General features: G+C 70.6%; 18 protein-coding genes and 1 pseudogene. 6 read left to right on the top strand and 13 right to left on the bottom strand.

Annotated features, from left to right (window positions below):
• The 7 genes and pseudogenes from ACWDR3_RS29570 to ACWDR3_RS29540 form a co-directional block, all read right to left on the bottom strand.
• Positions 1 to 367 (bottom strand): annotated as a pseudogene (locus ACWDR3_RS29570) (ATP-binding protein); the annotation flags it as partial.
• A gap of 248 nt (positions 368 to 615) precedes the next feature.
• Positions 616 to 1,518, bottom strand: coding sequence for a universal stress protein (locus tag ACWDR3_RS29565; RefSeq protein ID WP_450355627.1), 903 nt, complete (start codon positions 1,516 to 1,518; stop codon positions 616 to 618).
• Positions 1,519 to 1,649: 131 nt separating this feature from the next.
• Complete coding sequence (locus tag ACWDR3_RS29560; RefSeq protein ID WP_401723529.1) at positions 1,650 to 1,892, bottom strand: DUF397 domain-containing protein; 243 nt, start codon at positions 1,890 to 1,892, stop codon at positions 1,650 to 1,652.
• 94 nt (positions 1,893 to 1,986) lie between these two features.
• Positions 1,987 to 3,153, bottom strand: coding sequence for a thiolase domain-containing protein (locus ACWDR3_RS29555; protein ID WP_401723526.1), 1,167 nt, complete (start codon positions 3,151 to 3,153; stop codon positions 1,987 to 1,989).
• Positions 3,150 to 4,199, bottom strand: coding sequence for a thiolase domain-containing protein (locus ACWDR3_RS29550; protein WP_450355626.1), 1,050 nt, complete (start codon positions 4,197 to 4,199; stop codon positions 3,150 to 3,152). Before ACWDR3_RS29550 ends, ACWDR3_RS29555 begins: the two co-directional genes overlap by 4 nt.
• Positions 4,196 to 5,137, bottom strand: a complete 942-nt coding sequence (locus tag ACWDR3_RS29545) for a Zn-ribbon domain-containing OB-fold protein (RefSeq protein ID WP_450355625.1) — start codon at positions 5,135 to 5,137, stop codon at positions 4,196 to 4,198. Before ACWDR3_RS29545 ends, ACWDR3_RS29550 begins: the two co-directional genes overlap by 4 nt.
• Before the next feature lie 112 nt (positions 5,138 to 5,249).
• Complete coding sequence (locus ACWDR3_RS29540; RefSeq protein ID WP_450355624.1) at positions 5,250 to 6,050, bottom strand: crotonase/enoyl-CoA hydratase family protein; 801 nt, start codon at positions 6,048 to 6,050, stop codon at positions 5,250 to 5,252.
• Between the two features lie 176 nt (positions 6,051 to 6,226).
• Between ACWDR3_RS29540 and ACWDR3_RS29535 the strand changes: the two genes are divergently transcribed.
• The gene (locus ACWDR3_RS29535; RefSeq protein WP_450355623.1) at positions 6,227 to 7,840 is read left to right on the top strand and encodes an acyl-CoA synthetase; all 1,614 of its coding nucleotides are present in this window, start codon (positions 6,227 to 6,229) and stop codon (positions 7,838 to 7,840) included.
• Positions 7,841 to 8,046: 206 nt separating this feature from the next.
• Positions 8,047 to 9,900, top strand: coding sequence for a sulfatase (locus ACWDR3_RS29530; protein WP_450355622.1), 1,854 nt, complete (start codon positions 8,047 to 8,049; stop codon positions 9,898 to 9,900).
• Positions 9,901 to 9,903: 3 nt separating this feature from the next.
• Here ACWDR3_RS29530 and ACWDR3_RS29525 read toward each other — a convergent pair whose 3' ends face one another.
• Positions 9,904 to 10,740 carry an alpha/beta fold hydrolase gene (locus tag ACWDR3_RS29525; RefSeq protein WP_450355621.1) on the bottom strand — a complete coding sequence of 279 codons (837 nt, stop codon included), beginning with the start codon at positions 10,738 to 10,740 and terminating at the stop codon, positions 9,904 to 9,906.
• A gap of 193 nt (positions 10,741 to 10,933) precedes the next feature.
• Between ACWDR3_RS29525 and paaK the strand changes: the two genes are divergently transcribed.
• Positions 10,934 to 12,238, top strand: a complete 1,305-nt coding sequence (gene paaK / locus ACWDR3_RS29520; protein ID WP_450355620.1) for a phenylacetate--CoA ligase PaaK — start codon at positions 10,934 to 10,936, stop codon at positions 12,236 to 12,238.
• 6 nt (positions 12,239 to 12,244) lie between these two features.
• Here paaK and ACWDR3_RS29515 read toward each other — a convergent pair whose 3' ends face one another.
• Both ACWDR3_RS29515 and ACWDR3_RS29510 read right to left on the bottom strand, forming a co-directional pair.
• Positions 12,245 to 13,651, bottom strand: coding sequence for a metallophosphoesterase (locus ACWDR3_RS29515; protein WP_450355619.1), 1,407 nt, complete (start codon positions 13,649 to 13,651; stop codon positions 12,245 to 12,247).
• Between the two features lie 150 nt (positions 13,652 to 13,801).
• Complete coding sequence (locus ACWDR3_RS29510; RefSeq protein ID WP_450355618.1) at positions 13,802 to 15,304, bottom strand: acyl-CoA synthetase; 1,503 nt, start codon at positions 15,302 to 15,304, stop codon at positions 13,802 to 13,804.
• Between the two features lie 114 nt (positions 15,305 to 15,418).
• Here ACWDR3_RS29510 and ACWDR3_RS29505 point away from each other — a divergent pair, with 114 nt between their 5' ends.
• Both ACWDR3_RS29505 and ACWDR3_RS29500 read left to right on the top strand, forming a co-directional pair.
• The gene (locus ACWDR3_RS29505; RefSeq protein WP_450355617.1) at positions 15,419 to 17,830 is read left to right on the top strand and encodes a penicillin acylase family protein; all 2,412 of its coding nucleotides are present in this window, start codon (positions 15,419 to 15,421) and stop codon (positions 17,828 to 17,830) included.
• A 23-nt stretch (positions 17,831 to 17,853) separates the two neighbouring features.
• Entirely contained in the window at positions 17,854 to 18,390 is a 537-nt protein-coding gene (locus tag ACWDR3_RS29500) for a DUF2867 domain-containing protein (protein ID WP_450355616.1), read from the top strand.
• A 24-nt stretch (positions 18,391 to 18,414) separates the two neighbouring features.
• Here the strand turns inward: ACWDR3_RS29500 and ACWDR3_RS29495 are convergent, their stop codons facing one another.
• The 3 genes from ACWDR3_RS29495 to ACWDR3_RS29485 form a co-directional block, all read right to left on the bottom strand.
• Positions 18,415 to 19,965, bottom strand: coding sequence for an acyl-CoA synthetase (locus ACWDR3_RS29495; RefSeq protein ID WP_450355615.1), 1,551 nt, complete (start codon positions 19,963 to 19,965; stop codon positions 18,415 to 18,417).
• Entirely contained in the window at positions 19,962 to 21,071 is a 1,110-nt protein-coding gene (locus tag ACWDR3_RS29490) for a nitronate monooxygenase (protein WP_450355614.1), read from the bottom strand. Before ACWDR3_RS29490 ends, ACWDR3_RS29495 begins: the two co-directional genes overlap by 4 nt.
• Before the next feature lie 86 nt (positions 21,072 to 21,157).
• On the bottom strand, positions 21,158 to 22,012 hold the full coding sequence (locus tag ACWDR3_RS29485; RefSeq protein WP_450355613.1) for a helix-turn-helix transcriptional regulator: 855 nt from the start codon (positions 22,010 to 22,012) through the stop codon (positions 21,158 to 21,160).
• A gap of 87 nt (positions 22,013 to 22,099) precedes the next feature.
• Between ACWDR3_RS29485 and ACWDR3_RS29480 the strand changes: the two genes are divergently transcribed.
• Positions 22,100 to 22,894 carry an SDR family NAD(P)-dependent oxidoreductase gene (locus ACWDR3_RS29480; protein WP_450355612.1) on the top strand — a complete coding sequence of 265 codons (795 nt, stop codon included), beginning with the start codon at positions 22,100 to 22,102 and terminating at the stop codon, positions 22,892 to 22,894.
• Positions 22,895 to 23,051: the final 157 nt, after the last annotated feature.

Raw genomic sequence — 23,051 nt, 5'->3', positions numbered from 1 at the left:
CGGGGCCGACGATGTCGTACCAACTGCCCATCGACGCGCGGAGATCGGCCTCCGCCGAGCCGGCGAACTGGGGTTGCAGCAGCTGGCGGGCGACGTGGAAGGCGACGCGCTGCTCCTGGTCGCCGCCGCGGGCGGACAGGACGGTGCAGCCGCGGGTGGCGGCCCGGCGGCGGACTTCGGCGAGCAGGGTGGTCTTGCCGATACCGGCCCGTCCGGCGACGGCGAGGAGGGCGCCGCGCGACCTGTCAGCGGGCTCGCCCCCGTCGGTGCGCAGGCCGGTGAGAGCTCCCAACGCCTCGTCGACAGCGGCGAGTTCACTCTCGCGCTCGAACAGAGTCCTGCCGCTCCGCGCACCGCGCTGCGCCATGGTCGCACCCCCTGCCACGGCGGTACGCCCACGCGGGGAGCGAGCGCGCACCGTGACCTACAGGCAGCTCAGGGTACGCCTCACGGGGTGTGTGCGGCTGATCTTCACGCAAGACGTTGCGGATGGTTCTCGGGTGCCGTTCGAGGTGACGAGACACGCGCCCGGAAGTGTGCGGGAGAGGGTCAAGTGCGTGTAACTGACAGCGAGTTGACGCAGCCGGCCGACGCCCCCTTCGCCACCCTCCCCCCTCACTCCTCCCCCGCCTCCGGCGGCACCACCGCCACCGGGCTCGCCGCGTGCAGCAGGACCGCCTGCGTGACCGAGCCCAGCATGCGGGCGGGGGCCAAGAGGCGCCGGCGGTGGCGGCCGACGACGACCAGGTCGGCGTCCTTGGAGGCCGCGACGAGGTGACCGGCCGCGTCACCCGGGGCCGCGAGGACGTCGACGCGGACGTCCGGGTGCCGGGTGCGGTGCGGGGCGAGGAAGCCCTCGGCGAGGGTCCGCGTCTCGTTCTCGATGGCGTCCTGGTCCATCGCGGGCGGCACGAGTTCGCCCGCCGTGGCCCAGGTCTGCACCGGCCAGGCGTAGGCGGCGATCACCTGGAGGCGGGCGCCGCGCAGCGCGGCCTCGGCGAAGGCGAAGGCGAGCGTCGCCTCGTCGGGACTGTCCACCTGGAGGCCCACCACCACCCGGGGACCGGGCTCGGTCGGCAGCTCGTCATGGACCTCGCGCCCGGGTCGCGGTACCACGACCACGGGGCAGTCGGCCTCGCGCGCGGCGGCCATGCCGTTGGAGCCGAGCAGCAGGCTGGCGAAGCCGCCACGGCCACGGGAGCCGAGCACCAACAGCTGGGCGGAGGTGCCGAGTTCGGGCAGGACGGCGGCCGAGACGCCCCCCAGTGCCACGTACTCCGTCTTCGGCAGGTCGGCCCGGTCGTCGAGGTGCCCGCGCACCTCGTCGAGCACCGGGTCGTCGTCCGCCTCGGGCAGCCCGGCGACCAGGACGCCGGGCGGGGTCCAGGCGGCGTACTGCCGCACATGCACCACGCGCAGCGCCGCTCCGCGTCCGCGGGCGGCGTCGGCGGCCCAGTCCAGGGCTCGCAGGCTGTCGTCCGAACCGTCGACCGCCGCGATGACCGGCAGTGCGTTCATGGGGTTCCTCACCTCCGGAGTACGACCTTCCGCTCTCGGGGGCCAGCCTCGCGCAGAGGCAGGCCCGGGAGAGCCCGGAAGATCGCGTGTCCGGAAAAACGGGCGGAACACCCCCGGATCGGCCCGTCGGCTCAGGTGAGGTCGAATTCACCTTCCCTCGCGCCCGACACGAAGGCGCCCCATTCCGCGGGGGTGAAGATCAAGGAAGGGCTCTCCGGGCGGCCGCTGTTGCGCATCGCGATGAATCCCTCGACAAAAGCGATCTGGACATCCCCCAGGCCACGGCTGCTCGAGTGCCAATCGGCCTCTGTGAGGTCCAGCTCCGGCTTGTCCCAGCCCACGAGTGGGTGTTGCTGGATGGTGCTCTCGGCCACGTCCGTGCTCCTCCCGATTGCGTCGTCCGCGGCCAGCCTAGCGATCGGTCACGACTGCCGACAGGCCACGTGAGGGGGACCTTTCGGGAGGGCTTCAGGAGGTGGGCGGCTCCGAGCCCACGAGCCACATCGCGAAGAACTGCGATCCGCCCCCGTAGGCGTGCCCCAGCGCCCGCCTGGCCCCCTCCACCTGGTGTTCCCCGGCGAGGCCGCGCACCTGGAGCGCCGCCTCCGCGAAGCGGATCATGCCGGAGGCGCCGATGGGATTGGTCGACAGGACACCGCCCGACATGTTGACGGGCAGATCACCGTCGAGCTCGGTCACCCCGGCCTCGGTGAGCTTCCACCCCTCGCCCTCGTCGGCGAAGCCCAGGTTCTCCAGCCACATCGGCTCGTACCAGGAGAACGGCACGTACATCTCCACGGCGTCGATGTCCCGGCGCGGATCGGAGATCCCGGCCTGCCGGTACACATCCGCCGCACAGTCCTTGCCGGCCTGCGGCGACACGGCGTCCTTGCCCGCGAACAAGGTGGGCTCGCTGCGCATGGCCCCGCCGAGCATCCAGGCGGCCGGCCTCGGCGCCCGAGCCGCCCCCGCCCGGTCGGTGAGGACCATCGCACACGCGCCGTCGGAGGACGGGCAGGTCTCGGAGTACCGGATCGGGTCCCACAGCATCGGGGAGGCCTGGACCTTCTCCAGCGTGATGTCGTGCTCGTGCAGATGCGCGTACGGGTTCTTCAGCGCGTTGCGCCGGTCCTTGTACGCCACCAGCGAGCCGACCGTGTCGGGCGCGCCGGTGCGCCGCATGTACGCGCGCACGTGCGGCGCGAAGAAGCCGCCGGCGCCGGCGAGCAGCGGTTGCTGGAAGGGGATGGGCAGGGACAGGCCCCACATGGCGTTGGACTCGGACTGCTTCTCGAAGGCGAGCGTGAGCACCGTGCCGTGCACGCGAGCCGCGACGAGATTGGCGGCGACCAGGGCCGTAGACCCGCCCACCGATCCGGCGGTGTGCACCCGCAGCATGGGCTTGCCCACCGCACCCAGCGCGTCGGCGAGGTACAGCTCGGGCATCATGACGCCCTCGAAGAAGTCGGGCGCCTTGCCGATGACGACGGCGTCGATGTCGGCCCAGGTCAACTCGGCGTCGTCCAGGGCGCGTCGGGCCGCCTCCCGGACGAGCCCGGCGATCGACACGTCCCGCCGGGCCGCCACGTGCTTGGTCTGGCCGACGCCTACGACGGCCACGGGCTCCTTGCTCATCGGGGATCCCCTTCGAGTACGGCGACCAGGTTCTGTTGCAGACAGGGCCCGGAGGTGGCGTGGGCGAGCGCCCGGTCGGACTCGCCCCGGTGGATACCGGCCGCGGCCTCACCGATGCGCAGCAGACCGGCGGCCATGATCGGGTTGGCGGCGAGCGCCCCGCCGGACGGGTTCACCCGCACGCTGTCGTCGAGGCGCAGCGCCTTGCGCAGGACGACCTCCTGCGAGGTGAACGGCGCGTGCAACTCGGCGGTGTCGACGGGCCGTTCGAAGACCCCGGCGCGCTCGGCGGCCAACCGCGTCGAAGGCGAGTCGGTCAGATCCCGCACGCCCAGCCCATGTGCCTCAATTCGGTGATCGATACCGCGGATCCAGGCGGGCCGCTCGCACAGTTCCCGGGCCCGCTCCCCCGCCGCGAGGATCACGGCGGCGGCCCCGTCCCCGATGGGCGGACAGTCGCCGGTACGGAGCGGACGTACGAGATAGTCGCCCTGCGGGACCGAACCCCGCAGCTGGGCATGGGAGTTGGCGGTGGCGTCCGCGCGGCTGCGGGCGGCGACGGCGGCGAGCGCGGGCTCGTCGGTGTCGCCCGCGTCGATGAGTGCCTGCGCCTGGAGGGCGGCGAGGGCCACGGAGTCGGGCCACAGGGGGGCGACGTAGTACGGGTCCAGCTGCCGGGTCAGGACATCGCGCACCGACCCGGGCGAGGACTTGCCGTAGGAATAGACGAGCGCGGTGTCGGCGTCCCCGGTGAGCAGCTTGGTCCATGCCTCGTACAGGGCCCACGCGCCGTCCATCTCGACGTGCGACTCGGAGATCGGTGGCCAGGCGCCAACGCCGTCGAGGGCGAGGGTGAAGGAGAAGGCGCGGCCGGCCAGGTAGTCGCTGGAGCCGGAGCAGGTGAAGCCGATGTCGGCGGTCTTGAGACCGGTCTGGTCGAGTACGGCGTGCAGCACCGGCATGAGCATCTCCACCTCGGAGAGCTCGTCGCTGGTGCGCCGGTGGTCGGTCTGGGCGAAGGCGACGACCGCGATGTCACGCGTCACAGCAGCTCCTTGTAGGTGTCGTACTCCGCGTCGGTCTCGCCGGTGGGCCGGTAGTGGTCGGGGAAACGGGAGCCGTCGGTCCACACCGGTTCGACGCGAAGTCCCATCCGCACCTGGTCGTACGCGATGCCACCGATCCGCGCGTGCAGCGCGAGGTCGGCGCCGTCGAGGGCGATGTGGGCGTAGACGTAAGGGACTTCGATGTCCAGGTTCTTCGCCTTGATGTTGACGATGCAGAAGGTCGTGACCGTGCCGCGGGGCCCCACCTCCACCTGCTCCGAGGTGGCGACCCCACAGGTGGGACAGGCGCCCCGCGGCGGGATGTACACCTTCCGGCAGGACGGGCACCGCTCCCCGACCATGCGCCGGTCGGACAGCGCGTGGATGTAGGCGGTCTGGGCGCGCCCCGGCGAGTAGGTGTAGTCGAGCCGCGCGGCCGCGATGATCCCGGTGATCGCGTCCGCGAACTCCCCGCTGTGGCCCGCCGGTTGCTCCGCTTCCCCGTCGTACGGCTCGAAGCAGGCGATGTCGGTGATGGCACCGGTGCGCTCCTCGGCCCAACGGACCCGGACCCGCATTCCGGTGCGCACGGCGTCGGCATCGGGTGCGTCGAGGGCGTGCAGCAGGGCGGTATCGGCACCGTCGAGACGGACCAGGACCCAGGCGAAGGGCGTGTCGAGCGGCTGCCCGCGCCGGGGTTCGTGATTCCAGGCCCAGGTGGTGACGGTGCCGGTGGATCCCACTTCGACGAGGTCCCGGATCTCGTCGGCGGTGACGGGGTCGTACTCGACGGGCGGGACGAGCGTGCGCCCGTCGACGGTCTTGACTCCGAAGACGACGCGCTCACGCAGACCGGTGAGGAAGGCGCTCTGGACGGGCCCGACGGAACGGGTGAAGGGAAACTCGACGGCGAGGGGAGCTTTGAGAACTTCGGGCATTGGAACTGCCTCCTAGGAAAGCCGACGTCGATTGGAACGCCCCTAGGGGCGCGGGGAACTGCGCGACCAGCCACGACGGCGCGCAACCATGCAAACGGCGCGTACCGACCACCTACGCACGCTTGTAGACCGGCGGACGCTTCTCCGCGAAAGCCCGCGCCCCCTCCTTCGCATCAGCCGTGTCGAACACCGGCCACCCCCGCTTGAGTTCGTCGGCAAGCCCATCCGTCTCGGTCATCTCAGCCGTCGCATACACCGACGCCTTCACGGCCTCCACAGCAAGCGGCCCGCACGAATTGATCTGCTCGGCAATCTCCAACGCCCGTTCAAGAGCAGTCCCGTCGGCCACGACATGCCCGACCAGCCCCACGGCGGCAGCCTCCCGCGCCGAGTACGCCCGCCCTGTAAGCAACATCTCCAACGCATGCGTACGAGGAATCTGCCGCTGCAGCCGAACAGTCGACCCACCGATCGGAAACAACCCGCGCTTGACCTCGAACAGCCCGAACGTCGCCGACTCCCCCGCGACACGAATGTCCGTGCCCTGAAGAATCTCGGTACCCCCCGCCACGCAGTACCCCTCGACCGCCGCGATCACAGGCTTACGCGGCCGGTGATGCCGCAGCATCGCCTTCCAGTGCAGGTCAGGATCCGCCTTGAGCCGGTCCCGATACTCCTCGCCCGCCATCCCCTTGCCGGCCAGCGCCTTGAGATCCATGCCGGCACAGAACGCACCGCCCGCACCGGTCAGCACGATCGACCGGACGGAGTCATCCGCGTCGGCTTCCAGCCAGCCGTCGTACAGCCCGACGAGCATGGACAGCGAGAGCGCGTTCTTGGCTTCGGGCCTGTTGAGCGTGAGCACCAGTGTGGCGCCTTCGCGCTGCACGGTGAGGTGTTCCGTCCCACCCATTGCCGTCTCCCCTCTCCAGGAACGAGAACAGGTTGCAGTAGGCAGGGAGGCACTTCAAGGGTTTTCTGACAGTCAGTCAGATTTCTTCGCGCGAACTCTTCCCAGTTGCCCTGCCCTTTGCTCTGATGACCGGCGAACCGACAGCTGTCAGGGCACGCCCGTGGTCAGGAGGAGCGGTGGAGTACAACCTTGCGGACCTGTTCGAGTCGGTCGTCGACGCGGTGCCGGACCGCGAGGCCCTCGTCTACATCGACCACCCGGGCACAGGAGCCGAACGCCGTTTGACGTACGCCGAGTTGGACGCGGCGGCCAACCGGATCGGCCACCATCTGATCGACAGCGGACTGCGTCCCGGCGAACACCTCGGGCTGCATCTCTACAACGGCATCGAGTACGTGCAGACCGTGCTGGGCTGCCTCAAGGCACGGGTCGTCCCCGTCAACGTCAACTACCGCTATGTCGAAGAGGAGTTGGTGTACCTCTACCGGGACGCCGACCTGGTGGCCCTGGTCTTCGACGCGGAGTTCACCGACCGGGTGGCCACCGCCCTGCCGCAGTGTCCGAAGCTCCGCCATCTCGTGCGGGTGGGCAGCGAGGGCGACGAGGTGCCCGGGGTGGCGTCCTTCGCCGAGGCCGAGGCAGAGGGGTCGCCCGAGCGGGGCTTCCCCGCACGGTCGGGGGACGACCAGTTCATCATCTACACCGGCGGCACCACCGGGATGCCCAAGGGCGTGATGTGGCGCCAGGAGGACCTGTTCTTCTCCGGGCTCGGCGGGGGCGCGCCAACGGGTGAGCCGGTCAAGACGCCGGAGGAGCTGGCCGAGCGGGTCGCGGCGGGCGGCTCGGGGATCACCTTCTTCCCCGCTCCCCCGCTGATGCACGGCACCTCCACCCTCACCACGTTCATCGGCTTCAACTTCGGCCAACGGGTCGTGATCCACCGCAAGTTCGTGCCCGAGGAGGTGCTGCGGACGATCGAGAAGGAGAAGGTCACCAGCATGTCCCTGGTGGGCGACGCGATGCTGCGGCCGCTGATCGACGCGCTCGCCGGGCCCATGAAGGGCACCGACTGCTCGGCGATGTTCAGCGTTTCCTCGTCCGGCGCGATCATGTCGGAGACCGTGCGCCGGCAGTTCCAGGAACTCCTCCCGAACACCATGCTGTTGAACAACTACGGGTCCTCCGAGTCCGGTTTCAACGGCACAGCGACGGCCGACTCGGGCGCCGGACAGAGCTTCCGCATCAAGGTCAACTCCCGTACGCAGGTGGTCGATCCGGCCACCTACGAACCGGCCGCACCGGGCGAGGTGGGCCGCGTGGCGCAGTGCGGCCATGTACCACTCGGCTACTACAACGACCCGGAGAAAACCGCCCAGACCTTCTTCGAGAAGGACGGTCAGCGTTGGGTGCTGCTCGGCGACATGGCCACCGTCGACGAGGAGGGCGTGGTCACCGTCCTCGGCCGTGGCTCGCAGTGCATCAACACCGGGGGCGAGAAGGTGTACCCGGAGGAGGTCGAACAGGCCCTCAAGTCCCATCCGGACGTGTACGACGCCCTGGTCGCCGGGGTGCCGGACGCGCGGTGGGGCAACCATGTGGCGGCCGTGGTGCAGTTGCGCGAGGGCGCGCCCCGGCCGTCGCTGGAGGACATCCAGTCGTACTGCCGTACCCATCTCGCCGGTTACAAGATCCCGCGCCAGCTGGTGCTCACGGAATCCATCCGGCGGTCGCCGAGCGGCAAGGCGGACTATCGGTGGGCCAAGGAAGTGGCGGTGGCGGCGGTTCCGTAGGGGCGGTGGATCGACCGGGGCGACGGATCGGTGGAGCCACGGTGACGCGAAGGCATCGAGGGCGGGTCGGACGGGCGTACTCTTTTGCGGGCGGTTGACCCGGAAGTGTGAACGTGGGGTTGCCCAGGGCCGTACGCGAAGTAGGCGGCCCTGGTCTGCGGGCCCGGTCGCCGTGCCATCACCGCCCTGCACGGAAGGACCTTCGGGTGTCGCACCTCACGCCCCCCAGCCAACTGCCTGACGCCGACGCGTCGGTGACCGATCCCGAGGGGGAGGAATCGCCCACGCCCGCAGAGGAATCCGGCGTGAGCCCCGCCGCGGAGGAGGAGTCGGCCGGGGGTACGGAGGACGGGACGTCGGCTGCCGAGGCTGTCGCCCCCGACCAGGCGTCCTCCGCCACCCGCCCCGGCTGGTTCGGCTGGCGCCACCGTTTCCCCCGTACCGCTCGTGGCGTACGCATCGGTACGAGCGTGCTGGCCGCCGCGCTGGTGCTCGAAGCGCTCGTGATGCCCAACCGTTTCGACCGGATGCCCCTTGAGGCGTTCTTCCGTCTCCCCGTCGAGCTGATCATCGTGGCGGCCGTGCTGCTCGTCCTGCCGGCGACGGCACGGCGGATCACGGCCGTCGTCCTGGGAGCGTTCCTCGGTCTTTCCACCGTCCTGAAGTGCCTCGACATGGGCTTCTACCAGACCCTGGCCCGGCCGTTCGACCTGGTCTTCGACTGGATTCTGCTGAACGACGCGGCGGATTTCGTCAAGGACTCGTTCGGTCGGTCGGGCGAGGTGCTGGCGGTGATCGGGGTGATCGTCCTGTTCATCGCCGTGCTCACGGTGAGCGCGCTCGCCCTGGCGCGGGTGGCGGACGTACTGGCCCGGCACCGCACCGTGGCCGTCCGCGGCACGCTGGTCCTCGGCGTCGCGTGGATCATCTGCTTCACCACGAGCGTGCAGCTCGGCGGGGTCGTGATGGCCACCCGGGGCTACACCCAGTACCTCGGCAACCGTGTGCAGTACGTCCGCGACGGCCTCGGTGACGCCGATGTCTTCAAGAAGCAGATCCCGGTCGACGCCTTCGCCAAGACCCCGCCCGACCAACTGCTCACCGGACTGCGCGGCAAGGACGTGCTGTTCACGTTCATCGAGAGCTACGGCCGGGTCGCGCTCACCGATCCGACGATGGCGCCGGAGATGGACGCGACGCTGAAGGCGGGCGACGACAGGCTCAAGTCGGCCGGTTTCGCCTCGCGCAGCGCCTGGCTCAGGTCGCCCGTGACGGGCGCCGGCAGCTGGCTCGCCCACTCGACGTTCCTGTCCGGCCTGTGGATCAAGAACCAGCAGCGGTACCGGACCCTGACCACGGGCGACCGCGCGACGCTCACCAGCTACTTCCAGAAGACCGGCGACTGGCGCACGGTCGGCATCGTCCCCGGTGTGCGCAAGGCCTGGCCCGAGGGCAAGTACTTCGGCCTCGACAACATCTACGACTCCACGCACCTCGGCTACAACGGCCCGTACTTCAGCTGGACGCCGGTCCCGGACCAGTTCAGCCTGGAGTCCTTCCAGAAGCTGGAGTACGGCAAGAAGAACCGCGACCCGATCATGGCGGAGATCATCCTGGCCTCCAGCCACAACCCCTGGTCGCCCATCGCCCACACGATCCCCTGGGAGGACCTCGGGGACGGCACGATCTTCAACCAGATCAAGAAGGAGGGCACCAACCCGACGCAGGTCTGGAAGAGCGCGAAGCGCGTGCGGACCGAGTACCGCAAGGCCATCCAGTACTCCGTGGACAGCCTCACCCAGTGGATGCAGCGCTACGGCAACAAGAACACGGTCCTCGTCTTCCTCGGCGACCACCAGCCCGTCCCGACTGTCACCGGCGGCTCCGCCAACAAGGACGTGCCGATCACCATCGTCGCCCACGACCCGAAGGTGCTGGACAAGATCGCCAGTTGGGGCTGGGCGGACGGGCTCAAGCCCGCCGACAACGGCCCGGTGGTGGGCATGGACAAGTTCCGCGACCGCTTCATGACGGCGTTCGGCAGCACCCCCACGAAGTGACACTCACCCCGCCAGAAACGCGGAGATACGGCGCCTGAACCACTCCGGATCGTCCAGCCACGGGTAGTGCCCTGCACCAGGCTGGACGGCGAGTTCCGCGTTCGGGAAGACATCGGCGGTCCTGCGCGCCAGTTCGGGCGTGGGGCCGCCGTCCAGTTCACCGGCGAGGACGAGGACCGGTCCGGTCAGCCGGGCGAGGGCGGCGCGGGTCGCGGGCGGGTCGTAGGCGCCCGCGGAGCCGAAGACCTCCCCCGCGTCGTCGTTGAACTCCTTGTCGGCGCCCGCCTCGTGGAGCTGAGCTGCCTCGTCCCAGCGCCCGTAGAAGAAGCCCGAGAAGGCGGGATCGAAGTCGCCCGTCCCCGCCAGCCAGGCCCGGAACGCGGGGAACGCCTCCGCGAACCACGGCTCACCGCTCCGCAGCCCGGCGGCGGCCAGCCGGTCCTCGGCCGTCGCCGGCATCCCCAGCGCCCACGGCGTCGCGGTCACCAGCACCAGCCGCGCGACCCGCTCCGAGTACCCCTCGGCGTACCGCATCGCCAGGCTGCCGCCCGCCGAGTGCGCGAGCAGGTCCACCCGCTCCAGGCCCAGGTGGCCGCGCAACGCCTCCACATCGGCCACGAGCCGGTCGCAGCGGTACGTCGTCGGATCGACCGGCGTGGCGGAGTCGCCGGTGCCACGCAGGTCAAGGAGCACCAGGCCGCGGTGTGCGTCGAGTCCGCCGAGCCCGCCGAGGTAGGCGGAGGCCCGCATGGGACCGCCCGGCAGGACGAGCAGTGGCTCGCCCTCGCCACGCAGGTGATACGCGAGCTCGGTCCCGTCGGGCGCGGTGAAGGTCGGCATGCCGCCGATCGTGCTGGCCGGTGCCGTCGTACCGCAATGGGTTTCTCCGGCCGGAGACAGCAACGGATTTCTGCCGTTGGACCCCTTGCCCGGACCGGAACGGGCTGGGTTACTGATCCCCGACCGATCGACCGAATGATCGGGTGTCCGTAATGATGTGATTCACCGATGCGACGGACGAGGGAGAAGCCCCATGGCGGATGCGACGGAGCTGCTGGACGCGGGGGAACGGCTCGACCCGGAGGCCCTGCGCGCCCTACAGCTGGAGCGCCTGCGCGCCTCCCTCCGGCACGCCTACGAGAACGTGCCCTTCTACCGGACGTCCTTCGACCAGGCGGGCGTGCGCCCCGACGACTGCCGTACGCTCGCCGATCTCGCCCGCTTCCCGTTCACCGCCAAGGCGGATCTGCGCGCGAACTACCCGTACGGGATGTTCGCCGTGCCCGAGGACCGCATCCGCCGTATCCACGCGTCCAGCGGCACCACCGGCCGTCCCACGGTGGTCGGTTACACCGAGAACGACCTTTCCCTGTGGGCCGACGTGGTGGCCCGCTCGATCCGCGCGGCGGGCGGACGGCCGGGCGACAAGGTCCATGTGGCGTACGGATACGGGCTGTTCACGGGCGGGCTCGGCGCACACTACGGGGCCGAGCGGCTCGGCTGTACGGTCATCCCCGCGTCCGGCGGTATGACGGCCCGTCAAGTCCAGCTGATCCAGGACCTCCGGCCGCAGATCATCATGGTGACACCGTCGTACATGCTGACGCTTCTCGACGAGTTCGAGCGGCAGGGCGTCGATCCGCGGGGCACCTCGCTGCGGGTCGGGATCTTCGGCGCCGAGCCGTGGACCGAGCAGATGCGGCTGGAGATCGAGGAGCGGTTCGCGATCGACGCTGTCGACATCTACGGGTTGTCCGAGGTGATCGGCCCTGGGGTGGCCCAGGAATGTGTGGAGACCAAGGACGGGCTGCACGTCTGGGAGGACCACTTCTATCCGGAGATCGTCGATCCGATCACCGGCGAGGTCCAACCGGACGGTGCGGAGGGAGAGTTGGTCTTCACCTCGCTCACCAAGGAGGCGATGCCGGTGATCCGTTACCGGACCCGGGACCTGACGCGGCTGCTGCCGGGCACGGCCCGGGTGTTCCGCCGGATGGAGAAGGTCACCGGGCGCAGCGACGACATGGTGATCCTGCGCGGGGTGAACCTCTTCCCCACGCAGATCGAGGAGATCGTGCTCCGCACGCCGGGCGTGGCACCGCACTTCCAGCTCCGGCTCACCCGCGAGGGACGGCTCGACGCCCTCACCGTGCGCGCGGAGGCCCGCCCCGGCGCGGGTCCCGAGATCCGGGACGCGGCCGTGCGGGCCATCACGACGGCGGTGAAGGACGGGATCGGGGTGTCGGTCGCGGTGGAGATCGTCGAGCCGGAGTCGCTGGAGCGGTCGGTGGGCAAGATCCGCCGGATCGTGGATCTGCGCCACCAGCCGTCGAGTTAGGTCGAGTCAGCAGGGGACGGGTACGAGGGGGCGGAGGCCGGACAGGTCGTGGGCGGTCACGCTGTTGCGGTCGGCGACCGCGCGGCCCAGCGCGTGGTGCGGCCACAGTCCGCCGGCCAGCCGACGGCTCAACTCGCCCCATTCCAGGGCCTCGGCGGCCCGGGCCTTGTAGAAGTTCAGGGCGTAGCCGCCGGTGTGGATGCGGAGCAGGCAGAACCCGCCCGGGTACTCCTTGACGGCGCTGACCTCCTGCTGGGTCACGTGCGGGGCGGACGTCAGCACGGTCCGCTTGTTGCGGTGGGTGTGGCCCGCGTGGTGGAGGAAGACGCCGGGGGCGGTGGTGTAGGCCTCGACGATCGCGCGGGCCTGCTTGCGGTTCATGCGCTGGCCGCCGGTCACCGGGAAGACGGAGTCCCGTACGGTCAGCGGGTGGTGGCCGAAGACCACGGTGGGCTGGTCCCCGTTCTCCCGCAACCGGCGTCGCAGCCAGGCGAGTTGCTCGGCACCGAGCCCGCCCGAGTCACCGCCGTTGCCCTGCTTCTCGTAGGTGTCGAGGCCGACGATCCGCAGCCCGCCGACCTCGTGGGAGAAGTAGCCGGGCCCCTCCTCCATGCCGACTCCACGCCGGAAGGTGGCTTCCAGGCGGCCGTGCCGGTCGTGGTTGCCCCGTACGACGAAGTAGTCCCGGCCGTGCTCGCCGAAGCGGTCCAGAATCCGGCCGGCCGCCGCGAGGTCGTGCGCCGCGCCGCCGGCCGAGATGTCACCGGCGGCCAGGAGGAGATCGGCGCCGCGTCTGCGGGCCTCGTCGACCAGGGCCGTACTCATGACCTCGGGGTAGGGAGTGCTGCCGAGCGGCTGGGTGATCCCGCGGATCAGGGGCATCCCCGCGACCAGGCCGGCCGTGGTCTCGCCGACGTGCAGGTCGTTGCAGAGGGCGATCGACATGACATGGCGACCGGACGGGGGCTGTGGGGTGGTGAAGGAGTACGGGCCGCCGTGCGAGCCGAGTCCGTGCAGCGAGGTGCCGACCGCGTTGCCGCGCACCAGGTGCAGGGGGGTGGGTGTGGCGGTCACGCCACGGGAGCGGGCCTGGTAGTAATACGTCTGCCCCGGCTCCAGGCCGGTCAGCTCGACGTGGTGGTGGGCCGTGGGCCGGTCCGAGCCGGCGACGCGGGTCAGCCGGCCCGGGTGGGTGCCGTACACGACCTCGCCCTCGGTGACGACGGGGAGCAGCCGGCCACGGCCGTCGGGGACACCCGTGTGCCAGGTGATGACGGCATGGTCCTCGGCCAGCGTGACGAGTTCGAGGTGGATGGCGGCGAGGTGGTGGGAGCGGCGGGGGCGGGGAATGTGCACGGCTGCCGCGATCGCCTTGAGCAGGGCGGGGGCGATCAGGGCGCCGGAGCGGAACACTTCGCAGGGACCGGGGAGAGCGGCGAGGGGGACGGGGAGACAGCAGCGCATACCTCAGTGTGCCCGTATGCGATGAACGAACGCTGTGGTAAGGGCGACGGTGCCAGGTATGACATACGGCACTTTGTGGCGTCAGGGCTGGTTGTGGCCTCACGGCTGGTCGGTGAACCGGTCCCGCAGCTCCCGCTTGAGGATCTTCCCGCTGGCGTTGCGAGGCAGTTCGGTCACGAACACCACCCGCTTCGGCGCCTTGAAGTGCGGAAGCTTCTCGCGCGCGTGCTCGATCAGTTCGGCCTCGGAGACCTCGCCGCGCGGGACGACGACGGCCGTGACGGCCTCGATCCACCGCTCGTCCGGCAGGCCGACGACCGCGACCTCGGCGACGGAGTCGTGCGTGTACAGGGCGTCCTCGACCTGGCGTGAAGCGACCAGCACGCCACCGGAGTTGATCACATCCTTCACGCGGTCGACGATCGTGTAGAAGCCGTGCGCGTCCCGCACCGCCAGGTCGCCGGAGCGGAACCAGCCGTCCCGGAAGGCCGCGGCCGTCTCCTCGGGCTTGTCCCAGTAGCCGTCGCACAACTGCGGGGAGCGGTAGACGATCTCGCCGGAGGTGCCGTCGGGGACGTCCTTGCCGTCCTCGTCGACCACGCGCGCGTCCACGAACAGGACGGGCCGGCCGCAGGAGTCCATGCGGCCCTTGTGCTCGCCGGGTGCCAGGACCATGGACAGCGGGCCGATCTCGCTCTGCCCGAAGCAGTTGTAGAAGCCGAGCTTCGGGAGCCGTTCGCGCAGTCGTTCCAGGACCGGCACCGGCATGATCGAGGCGCCGTAGTAGGCCTTGCGCAGTCCGGACAGGTCGCGGGTCTCGAAGTCGGGGCGGTTGGCCAGACCGATCCAGACGGTCGGCGGGGCGAACAGGCTGTCCACGCGGTCGGCCTCGATCAGGTCGAAGAGCCGGTCGCCGTCGGGGGCGTCAAGGATGACGTTGGTGGCGCCGACGGCCAGGTAGGGCAGCAGGAAGACGTGCATCTGCGCCGAGTGGTAGAGCGGCAGGGAGTGCGCGGGGCGGTCTCCGGCGCTGAGGTCGAGGGCGGTGATCGCGCTGAGGTACTCGTGGACCAGGGAGCGGTGGGTCATCATCGCGCCCTTGGGCAGGGCCGTGGTCCCCGAGGTGTAGAGCAGCTGCACCAGGTCCTCGGTGCGCGGCTCGGGACCGTCGTACGCGGGGGCGTTCGCCAGCCGCGCCAGCAGGGAGTCCTCGGCGTCGCGCAGGGGAAGCGTGCGGACGTCGTCGGGGAGCCGGCCGGTCAGATCGGGGTCGGCGAGGACCAACGAGCTGCCGGACTGGCCGACGAGATACGCGAGGTCGTCGCCGGTGAGGTTCTGGTTGACCGGCACGTGCACGAGGCCCGCGCGGGCGCAGGCCAGGAAGGCGATCACATAGGCGTCCGAGTTGTGGCCGTAGGCGCCGACCCGGTCGCCGGGCGCGAGGCCCTCGCCGAGCAGGAGGCTCGCCGCGCGGGAGACCGCGTCGTCGAGTTCCTCGTACGTCCATGTGCGGTCGCCGTACTCGATCGCGACCCTCGCCGGAGTGCGCCGGGCGCTGCGTCGCAGCACCCCGTCAACCGTGCTGCCCTGTCCCTGCGTCATGACTCATGATCCTCGGTCCGCCGCCGAGGCAGGTCAAGCACCAAGGGGGCCCGGACCATCCACCCGTCGTTACGCTCAACCACTCCTTCCCCCACAGACGTTGGGAGGCACGACTTGCGCACCCGCCTGAGACGACTCGCCGTCGCGGCCGTCGCTCTGCTCACCGCCTCGACCGCGCTGCCGGCCGCCGCGGCCGAGCGGCACAGTCACCAGGAACACCCCGCGAACGGCGGTCTGTCCGCCGTCATCCGCTACACCGAGTACGGCATCCCGCACATCCTCGCCGAGAACTACGCGGACCTCGGCTTCGGCACCGGCTGGGCGCAGGCCACCGACCAGGTCTGCACGCTCGCCGACGGCTTCGTGACCGTGCGCGGCGACCGCTCCCGCTTCTTCGGCGCGGACGCGAAGACCGACGAATCGCTGTCCAGCGCCGGGGACAACCTCTCCAGCGACCTGTACTTCCGGGGCGTCCAACAGGCAGGCACCGTCCGGAAGCTCCTCGCGCAGCCGGCCCCACTGGGCCCGAGCCGCGATGCCAAGGACCTGATGCGGGGCTTCGCCGCCGGGTACAACGCCTGGCTGAAGCAGAACCGGACGACCGACCCGAGCTGCAAGGGCGCCGCCTGGCTGCGGCCCATCACCACCGAGGACGTGGCCACGCGCTTCTACGCGCTCTCCGTGCTCGGCGGCCAGGGCAGCGCCGTGGACGCCATCACGGGCGCCGAGCCGCCCACCTCCGCCGCCAAGGGCACCGCGACCGCTCCGGACGCGCAGGCCCTGATCAAGGCCGTGCGCGAGCGGACCGCGGACGCGGACATGGGCTCGAACGCGGTCGCCTTCAACGGGGACACCACGGCGAACGGCCGCGGTCTGCTGCTGGGCAACCCGCACTACCCCTGGCACGGCGGACGCCGGTTCTGGCAGGTGCAGCAGACCATTCCGGGCGAGCTGGACGTGGCCGGCGGCTCGCTGCTCGGCCTGCCGACCGTCGCCATCGGCTACAACTCCAAGGTGGCGTGGAGCCACACGGTCTCCACCGGTGTCCCCTTCAACCTGACGCAGCTGACCCTCGACCCGGCCGACCCCACCGTGTACCTGGTGGACGGCAAGCCCGAGCGGATGACGAAGCGGACCGTGACCGTCGCGGTCAAGGGCGGTACGCCGGTCACCCGCACCCAGTGGTGGACCCGCTACGGCCCGGTCGTCGACTCCCCCGACGGCGAACTCCCGCTGCCGTGGACCACCACGTCCGCGTTCGCGATGAACGACCCGAACGCCGCCAACCTGCGGTTCGCCGACACCTCACTGGGCTTCGGCAAGGCGCAGGACACGGCGGGCATCCTCAAGTCGCTGGCCGCGCACCAGGGGCTGCCGTGGGTGAACACCATCGCCGCGGACTCCTCGGGCCACTCGCTCTTCAGCCAGTCGCAGGTGCTGCCCCGGATCACGAACGAACTGGCGGCCCGGTGCTCCACACCGTTCGGCAAGGCCGTCTATCCGGCGGCCGGGGTCGCGGTCCTCGACGGCTCGCGCGGCGACTGCGTGCTCGGCAACGACGCCGACGCCGTACAGGCCGGGACCTTCGGGCCCTCCCGCATGCCGACGCTGAAGGACGCCCCGTACGCGGAGAATTCCAACGACAGCGCCTGGCTGACCAACGCCGACCGGCCGATCACCGGTTACGAGCGGATCTTCGGCAGCATCGGCACCACGCGCTCGCCGCGCACCCGGGGCGCGATCGACGCCGTGTCGGCGATGGCCGCGCGCGGTGATCTGACCGTGCGGGATCTTCAGCGGCAGCAGTTCGCGAACCAGGTGACCATCGGCGAGCTGGCGGCCGGTGACACGGCACGCGCGTGTGCCGCACTGCCCGGCGGCGTCGCCGAGGACAAGGACGGCAAGACGGTCGACGTATCGGCGGCCTGCACGGTGCTCAAGGCGTGGGACCGCACCGCGAACACCGACAGCCGAGGTGCCCTGCTCTTCGACCGCTTCTGGCAGCGGCTGCTCGAACTCGTGCCGAAGAACCAGCAGTGGAAGGTGCCGTTCTCCGCGGCCGACCCGGTGCACACGCCGAACACGCTCGACACCGACTCCCCCGCCTTCGCCACGGCCCTCGCGGACGCGGTGACCGAACTGCGGGCGGCCGGCATCCCGCTGGACTCGACGCTCGGGGAGCACCAGTTCGTCGTGCGGAACGGCACACGCATCCCCGTCTCCGGCGCCACCGAGGACCTCGGGGTGTGGAACAAGGTCGAGCCGGTGTGGGACCCGGCGCACGGCGGGTACACGGAGGTGACCACGGGATCCAGCCACATCCAGGCGGTGGGCTGGAACGACAGCGGCTGCCCGGTGGCGCGCACACTGTTGACGTACTCCCAGTCCTCCAATCCGAAGTCACCGCACTACAGCGACCAGACCGGGCTGTTCTCCCAGGAGAAGTGGGTGACCGCCCGCTTCTGTGAGAAGGACATCCGGTCCTCGCCCGCGCTGCGGGTGGTGAAGGCGACCGAACGCCGTTGACGTCAACGGGGAGAGAAGCGGACATGGCTCGCACGCGAGTAGGGCGAGTAGGACGCGTACGACGAGTCCGGCGGCACGCGCCGCCGGTGCTCGACGCCGCGGTGACCGATCTCGGTCGCTACGACCATGTCGACGCCGTGTCCGTGGATCTCCCCGTCGGCATCGACGCCGTCGAGTTCACCCGGCTGGTCCTCACCGGCACCCCGAAGTGGGCGAACCGGCTGATGGGCGTCCGGGACAGGGTCGTGGCGCCCTTCGGCCTCAAGACCCGCGAGCGCGTCCGCGCGGCCGACGTCCGCATCGAACCCGGGCGCAGGATCGGCCCGTTCCGGCTGCTGACGGTGGCCGCGGACGAGGTGCTGTGCGGGGAGGACGACAAGCACCTCGCCTTCCGCGTGTCCTTCGCCCTCCGCCCGGTGTCCTACGGCACCGGGTCGGAGGGCGTCTGCACGACGGTCGTCCGGTTCGAACGCCCCGCCGGGCGCCTGTACTTCAGGGTCATCGCGCCCTTCCACCACCTGATCGTCCACGCCATGGTGGGCAGGGCCGGGCGGACGTGAGACCGGACGCCATTCGGATCGGGGTCACACCGGTCGCGTACGCCCCTCCCAGTACGGATCCCGCAACCGCCGCTTGTAGAGCTTGCCGTTGGGGTCGCGGGGCATCTCCGCGATGAAGTCGACGGTCTTCGGCCTTTTGTAGCCCGCGAGTTGCTCGGCGCAGTGGTCGAGGATCGAGGCGGCCAGTGCGGGTCCCGGTTCGTGGCCCGGGGCCGGTTCGACAACGGCCTTGACCTCTTCGCCCCAGTCGTCGTGCGGGATGCCGAAGACGGCCGCGTCGGCGACGGCGGGGTGGGCCAGCAGGGCGGACTCGATCTCGGCCGGGTAGATGTTGACGCCACCGGAGATGATCATGTCGATCTTGCGGTCGCGGAGGTACAGGTAGCCGTCCTCGTCGAGGTAGCCGAGGTCGCCGACGGTGAAGAAGTCGCCGATGCGGTTCTTCTTCGTCTTGGCCTCGTCCTTGTGGTAGGCGAAGCCGCCGGTGTTCATCTTCATGTAGACGGTGCCGAGTTCACCGGGCGGGAGCCGGTCGCCGTCGTCGTCGAAGACGGCGAGTTCGCTGATGGGCCAGGCCTTGCCGACGGTCCCGGGCTTCTTCAGCCAGTCCTCGGTCGTGGCGAAGGCCCCGCCGCCCTCGCTGGCCGCGTAGTACTCCTCCACGCAGTCGCCCCACCACTCGATCATGGCCCGTTTCACATGGTCGGGGCAGGGCGCGGCCCCATGGATGGCGTGCCGCATCGACGAGACGTCGTACGTCCGCCGGACCTCCTCCGGCAGTGCGAGCAGCCGGTGGAACTGGGTCGGGACCATGTGCGTGTGCGTGCACCGGTGGGCGTCGATGACGCGGAGCATCTCCTCGGGCGTCCACTTGTCCATCAGCACCAGCCGGTGCCCGATGTGCAGGGACGCGCCCGCGAATTGGAGCACGGCGGTGTGGTAGAGCGGCGAGCAGACGAGGTGGACGTTGTCGCCGAACGGCTTGATGCCGAAGATGCCGAGGAAGCCGCCGAGGTAGGCCTCCTCGGGCCGCTTGCCGGGCAGCGGACGGCGGATGCCGCGCGGGCGTCCGGTCGTGCCCGACGTGTAGTTCATGACCCAGCCGAGTTCGCGGTCCTCGGGCGCCGACTCGGGCTGTCCGTCGAGGAGTTCGGCGTATGGCCGGAAGCCTTCGACCGTGCCGAGGGCGTACCGGTGGCTCGCCGGGAGTCCGGCCTCCTCGGCCGCGTGGCGGGCCGGTTCGGCGAACCGCTCGTGGGCGACGAGCACCTTGGCGCCGGAGTCGGCGACGATCCAGGCGATCTCCGGGCCGACGAAGTGGTGGTTGATCGGGACGAGGTAGAACCCGGCCTGGCTGGCGGCGAGATAGGCGGTGAAGAACTCGACGCTGTTGGGCAGCACGACCGCGAAGGCGTCGCCGCGCCCCAGGCCCGCGGCGCGCAGGCCGTGGACGAGGCGGTTGGCGGCGGCGTGCAGCCGTCCGGCGGTCCACTCCTCGCCGTCGGGCGCGACGAGGACCGTGCGGTCGGGGGCCTCGGTGGCCTGGGCCCAGAAACCGGCGGGGGGTGTGCTCACTGGCCGCTCCTTCCGGCGATGCGGTTGATGCGGTCCACGGCCTGCTCGAAGCCGCGGGTGAGGTCGTCGAAGACGGCCTGGACGCTGCGTTGGCTGTTCATCCGGCCGACGATCTGGCCGACGGGCGTGCCGAGCAGCGGATCGACCTCGTACTTCTGGATCCGCGAGACGGCCTCGGCGACCAGCAGCCCCTGGAGGGGCATGGGGAGGGTGCCGGGTCCGGCCGGGTCGTCCCAGGCGTCGGTCCATTCGGTACGGAGCTGACGTGCGGGTTTCCCGGTCAGCGCGCGGGAGCGGACGGTGGCGCCCGCGTCGGCGGCCAGCAGCTTCTCGATCAGCTTGGGCGAGGGCAGTTCGGCCTCGGTGACCGTCAGCCAGACGGAGCCCAGCCACACCCCCTGCGCGCCCAGGGCGAGCGCGGCGGCCACCTGCTGTCCGCTGCCGATGCCGCCGGCGGCCAGTACGGGCAGTGGATCGACGGCGTCCACGACGTCCGGCGTGAGCACCATCGAGGCGATCTCGCCGGTGTGTCCGCCGGCCTCGTAGCCCTGCGCGACGACGATGTCGAGGCCGGCGTCCTTGTGCTTGACCGCGTGCCGGGCGCTGCCCGCGAGGGCGGCGACCAGGACGTCGTGCTCATGGGCGCGGGTGACCACGTCGGCGGGCGGGGAGCCGAGCGCGTTGGCGAGCAGGCGGATCGGGTAGTCGAAGGCGACGTCGAGCTGGTTGCGGGCGACCTGCTCCATCCACCCGGTGATGCGCCAGCCGGACGCCTCGCCCTCGGCGAGTTCGGGCACACCGTACTTGGCGAGGGTGTCGACGACGAACTGCCGGTGACCTTCCGGGATCATCGCCTCCACGTCGGCCACGCTGACGCCTTCGACCTTCTTCGCGGGCATGACGACGTCCAGTCCGTACGGCATCCCGTCGACGTGCGCCTCGATCCAGTCGAGGTCCCGCTTGAGCTCGTCGGGGGCGGTGTAGCGGACCGCTCCGAGCACACCGAATCCGCCGGCCCGGCTGATGGCCGCGGCGACGGCGGGGAACGGCGTGAAGCCGAAGACGGCGTGCTCGATTCCCAGTCTGTTGCTCAACTCGGTCTGCATGGGCGCAGAATGCCGCAGTCCTCCGGACGACGGAAGGCCTTTTCTGATGCTCCGTCAGATTTCTTGCCACGGGGCTTTCCGTGGCGTCAGCCGGATACGCCCATGCTCTGGGTACCGATGACCGACAGGAGCCGCAGTGCCTCGTCGGAGGGCGAACCGGGGGTGGCGGTGTAGATGACGACCCGCTGGTCGCGGTCGGTGATGTCCAGGGCGTCGCAGTTGACGGTGACCGGGCCGACGACGGGGTGGTCGAAGGATTTCCGGAGGGTCGGCCCACCGGCGGCCACCTCGTGGTCGGCCCAGAGCCGGGCGAACTCCGCGCTCCCGGCGAGGAGTTCGTCGACGAGCTCGGTCACCTCGGGGTCGTCGGGGTAGCGGGCCGCGGCGGCGCGCAGTTGCGGGACCGAGCTGCGGGCGAAGGCGTCGGAGTCCGAAACGCCGTACAGGCGGCGGCCGTTCGGATGCGGCCCGAGAAATACTCTGCGCACCAGATTGCGGTCGCGGCGCGGCAGGGCGGAGAAGTCCTCCATCAGGGCCGCCGCGAGGTCGTTCCAGGCGATGATCTCCAGGGTCGCCGAGGTGACGAAGGCGGCGGCGAGGGGCAACCGGTCCAGCAGGTCGAGGATGCTCTGGCGGACCTCGCGCGAGGGTCCCGGCGCGGGTGCGGGCGGTGCCCCGGCGAGGTGGTGCAGATGATCGCGTTCGGCGTCCGACAGGCGCAGGGCGCGGGCGAGCTGGGCCAGCACCTCGCGGGACGGATGCGGGCCGCGGGCCTGTTCGAGGCGTGTGTAGTACTCGGTCGAGATGTACGCCAAGTGCGCCACCTCCTCGCGACGCAGCCCCGGCGTACGCCGACGCGGGCCGCTGGGCAGGCCCACCTCGGCTGGGGTGATGCGTTCGCGCCTGCTGCGCAGGAACTCCGCCAGTCCTCGTCGGTTCACCTCTCCAGTGTGCGCGTGCGCCGAGGTGCCGAGCCAGGTACAGCCGGTGCCTGGATAGGCCCCGGGGCCGGACGCAGGCTCGACGGCATGGACAACACACCTCGCACGACACTCGACACCTCCACCGGCCTGCTCACCGACAAGGTCGCGTTCATCACCGGCGGCGGCCGCGGCATCGGCGCCGCCGCCGGACGTCTCTTCGCCCGCGAAGGCGCCCGGGTGGTCCTCGCGGCCCGTACGGAGGCGCAGCTCAAGGCGGTCACCGAGGAGATCGGGGCAGCCGGCGGCACTGCGGACTACGTACTGTGCGACCTGGCCGACGGGAACAGCGTCCGGGCCGCCGTCGACCGGACCGTCGAGCTGTACGGCCGACTCGACATCGCCTTCAACAATGGCGCCACGATCCAGCCGCCCGGCCCGATGGACGAACTGTCGGAGGCCGACTTCGACCGGGTCAGCGCCGTCAACCTCAAGGGCCCGTGGCTGGCCATGAAGGCCGAGATCGCCGCCATCCGCGCCACCGCCGGACGCGGCGCCATCGTCAACAACTCCAGCGTCGGCAGCCTCGCGGCCAACCCCGAGCTGCCGGTGTACGGCGCGGCCAAGCGGGCGGTCAACAGCCTCACCGCGTCGGCCGCCGCCACGTACGGCCGCGAGGGCATCCGCGTCAACGCGATCGCTCCCGGGCTGACCCTCACGGAGATGGTCGACGAGTGGGAGCGGGAGTCCCCCGGAGTGATCGACCGCATCTCCAGCGTCAGCCCACTGGGACGTGCCGCCGACCCGGACGAGATCGCACAGGCGGCGGCGTGGTTGCTGAGCGACCGCGCGTCGTATGTGACCGGGGTGATTCTGGCGGTGGACGGAGGCGTGCGGGCGTGATTCCGGAGGTGGGCGGAGGTCTACGGGCGTGATTCCGGGCGGGGTAACGGACGTCTACGAGCGTGGGGGTGGGGCTCGCCAGTGGTGTCCGAGGCGAGTGGTGTCCGAGGCGACTAGAGGCCCGCATGTCACCGCCCCGCGCCCCCCGCTTCCCCTC

It is taken from the genome of Streptomyces sp. NPDC001002 (assembly GCF_053599215.1).
This window is presented reverse-complemented; position numbering and strand designations above follow the sequence as displayed.